Annotated in this window: 3 protein-coding genes and 1 tRNA gene; all 4 read left to right on the top strand. The window is 62.0% G+C overall.

The window, feature by feature from the left end; translation table 11 throughout:
* Nucleotides 1–979, top strand: a 979-nt coding sequence (locus I5M_RS15720; protein WP_022722266.1) for an ROK family protein, incomplete at its 5' end; no start/stop codon positions are given.
* A gap of 179 nt (nucleotides 980–1,158) precedes the next feature.
* Nucleotides 1,159–1,248: transfer RNA gene (locus I5M_RS15715), tRNA-Ser, on the top strand.
* A gap of 475 nt (nucleotides 1,249–1,723) precedes the next feature.
* The gene (gene nifH, locus I5M_RS15705; RefSeq protein WP_022722264.1) at nucleotides 1,724–2,551 is read left to right on the top strand and encodes a nitrogenase iron protein; all 828 of its coding nucleotides are present in this window, start codon (nucleotides 1,724–1,726) and stop codon (nucleotides 2,549–2,551) included.
* A gap of 62 nt (nucleotides 2,552–2,613) precedes the next feature.
* The coding region (locus tag I5M_RS15700) for a nitrogenase component 1 (RefSeq protein WP_031336578.1) at nucleotides 2,614–3,109 on the top strand (496 nt) is incomplete at its 3' end.

Genomic DNA, 3,109 nt, shown 5'->3' with positions numbered 1-3,109 from the left:
CAAGCCGCTGCGCAAGGACGGCGAGGACCCGTTCGGCAAGAAATCGACCGACGACATCTCCAAGAGCACGCTGGATGCGGTGCTGACCGGGGACGATGTCGAGGCGGCCGCGGTGGTGCACAGCGCCATCGAGGATTTCGCCCAGGAGCTGGCTTACGTCACGCGGCGCTTTCTCAAGACCAAGGCCTGGGCCGGGACAGAATGCATCGTGGTCGGCGGCGGCTTCCGCCAGAGCCGGATCGGCGAATTGTCGATCGCCCGCGCCGAGATCATCCTCAAGGCCGAGGGCCTCGACGTCGACATGGTGCCGATCCGCCATCACCCCGATGAAGCCGGGCTGATCGGCTGCCTGCATCTGGCGCCGTCCTGGATCTTCGAGGGCCACGACAGCATCGTGGCGGTCGACATCGGCGGCTCCAACATCCGCTGCGGCGTGGTCGAGACCGCCTGGAAGAAGTCGCCGGACCTGTCCAAGGCCTCGGTGCGGAAGTCCGATCTGTGGCGCCACGCCGACGACGAGCCGACCCGCGAGGGCGCGGTCAAGCGGCTGATCAAGATGCTGAAGGAGCTGATCGCCGACGCCGAGGAGAAGGGCTTCAAGCTCGCCCCGTTCATCGGGATCTCCTGTCCGGGCGTGATCAATGCCGATGGCACCATCGAAAAGGGCGCGCAGAACCTGCCGGGCAATTGGGAGAGCAGTAAATTCCACCTTCCGCGCAGCCTGGTCGAAGGCATCCCGACCATCGGCGCCCACGACACCGCGATCCTGATGCACAATGACGGCGTCACCCAGGGCCTCAGCGAAGTGCCGTTCATGCAGGAATTCGAGCGCTGGGGCGTCCTGACCATCGGCACCGGCCTCGGCAACGCCTCCTTCACCAACCGCAAGCCGGCGGGGAAGAAGGACAAGAAGGACAAGGAAAGAGACAAGGACAAGGGCAAGAAGGACAAGGACGCCAAGGAAAAAGCCAAGGCCTGAGGCGGATCACCCGCCGGCGGCGTCCTGCAGCGGGCGCCGACTGGTCCCCGCCGACAGGCAGCGATGGACGACTGCGCTTACCCGGGCTGCAAAACCCCCGAAGGGCACCTTGTGTCTGCGCCGCTCCTCGCTTAGAACACCGGCCGACCACAGGGCGCAAATCGCCCGCTTGGCGCCGCGGAGAGGTGGCAGAGTGGTTGATTGTACCGCACTCGAAATGCGGCATAGGTGCAAGCCTATCGGGGGTTCGAATCCCCCCCTCTCCGCCAGTTCCGCTTCTCACCAGCCAGTCCGGTCATGACATTCGAGATCGGTGCATCTCTTTAGCCGATTGGATCGTCTCCGGCCCGGCTGCGCAATCACGTTCGCGGGCATCTTTTGATGCCGCTCCTCAGTGGCGATGCAAGCGTCGATATCTGGCAGGTACTTCTCGGTCGCTTTGCTGAGCCATCGCGAATTTACATTTCGCGCAAAGACCTCCGCCGAAATTTACATTCTTCGCCAGATCGCGAAGCATTCGTACAGCGAGTAGTTCGCATCATCATTGCCACAACTGCGCGCTGACCGCGGCGATTTTCGCGGACGTTCGAAATAATCGCCTCGATTCAACGGCGTCTTGTTCGGCGCGCTACTTATCGAAGCGTGTTAGCGCGCTTCACCGCGCTGTTGGCACATCGGTTGCTCTTACTGAATGCGAAGGCGGTGGCAGGTGGCCGTCGCGTAGCAAACACAGGAGCAACTAACATGACGCGAAAGATTGCGATTTACGGCAAGGGCGGAATTGGAAAATCGACGACGACGCAGAACACCGCGGCGGCGCTGGCGCACTTCCACGACAAGAACGTCTTCATCCATGGCTGCGACCCCAAGGCGGACTCGACGCGTCTGATCCTCGGCGGTCTGCCGCAGGCGACGGTGATGGATACGCTGCGGATCGAGGGCGCGGAGAAAGTCACGCTCGATAAGGTCGTCAAATCTGGTTTCAAGGACATCCGCTGCGTCGAATCCGGCGGTCCGGAGCCTGGTGTCGGCTGCGCCGGCCGCGGCGTTATCACTGCCATCGACCTGATGGAAGAGAACGAGGCCTACACCGAAGACCTCGACTTCGTGTTCTTCGACGTGCTCGGCGACGTTGTCTGCGGCGGCTTCGCGATGCCGATCCGCGACGGCAAGGCCGAGGAGGTCTACATCGTCGCCTCCGGCGAGATGATGGCGATCTATGCCGCCAACAACATTTGCAAGGGCCTGACGAAGTACGCCAAGCAGAGCGGCGTGCGCCTCGGCGGCATCATCTGCAACAGCCGCAATGTCGACGGCGAGAAAGAGTTCTTGGCCGAATTCACCGCCGCCATCGGCACCAAGATGATTCACTTCGTGCCGCGCGACAACATCGTGCAGAAGGCCGAGTTCAACAAGAAGACGGTGACCGAATTCCAGCCCGATGCCAACCAGGCGCTCGAATATTGCGAGCTCGGCCGCAAGATCATCGAGAACGAGGACTTCGTGATCCCGAAGCCGCTGGCGATGGACGAGCTCGAAGCCATGGTCGTCAAATACGGCCTGATGGACTGAGCCGGACCGGCGCGCCGGCTGCCGGCGCGCCTCCCCCCAACTGTTTCCGTGGAGCGAGGCCCATGCCCTATCACGAGTTTGAAGTCAGTAAATGCATTCCCGAGCGCAAGATGCACGCGGTGGTGAAGGGGGCCGGTGAGGACCTCACCTCCTGCCTGCCCAAGGGATATCTCAACACCATCCCCGGGACGATTTCCGAGCGCGGCTGTGCCTATTGCGGCGCCAAGCACGTCATCGGCACGCCGATGAAGGACGTCATCCATCTCAGCCACGGCCCGGTCGGCTGCACCTACGACACCTGGCAGACCAAGCGCTACATCAGCGACAACAACAACTTTCAGCTGAAATACACCTTCGCGTCTGACGTGAAGGAGAAGCACATCGTGTTCGGCGCCGAGAAGCTCCTCAAGCAGAACATCATCGAGGCGTTCAAGGCGTTTCCCGACATCAAGCGGATGACGATCTACCAGACCTGCGCCACCGCCCTGATCGGCGACGACGTCGACGCCTTCGCGGCCGAAGTGAAGGAAGAGATGCCCGATGTCGACATCTTCGTCT

This window comes from Rhodopseudomonas sp. B29 (genome assembly GCF_000333455.1).
Taxonomy (GTDB): domain Bacteria; phylum Pseudomonadota; class Alphaproteobacteria; order Rhizobiales; family Xanthobacteraceae; genus Rhodopseudomonas.
This window is presented reverse-complemented; position numbering and strand designations above follow the sequence as displayed.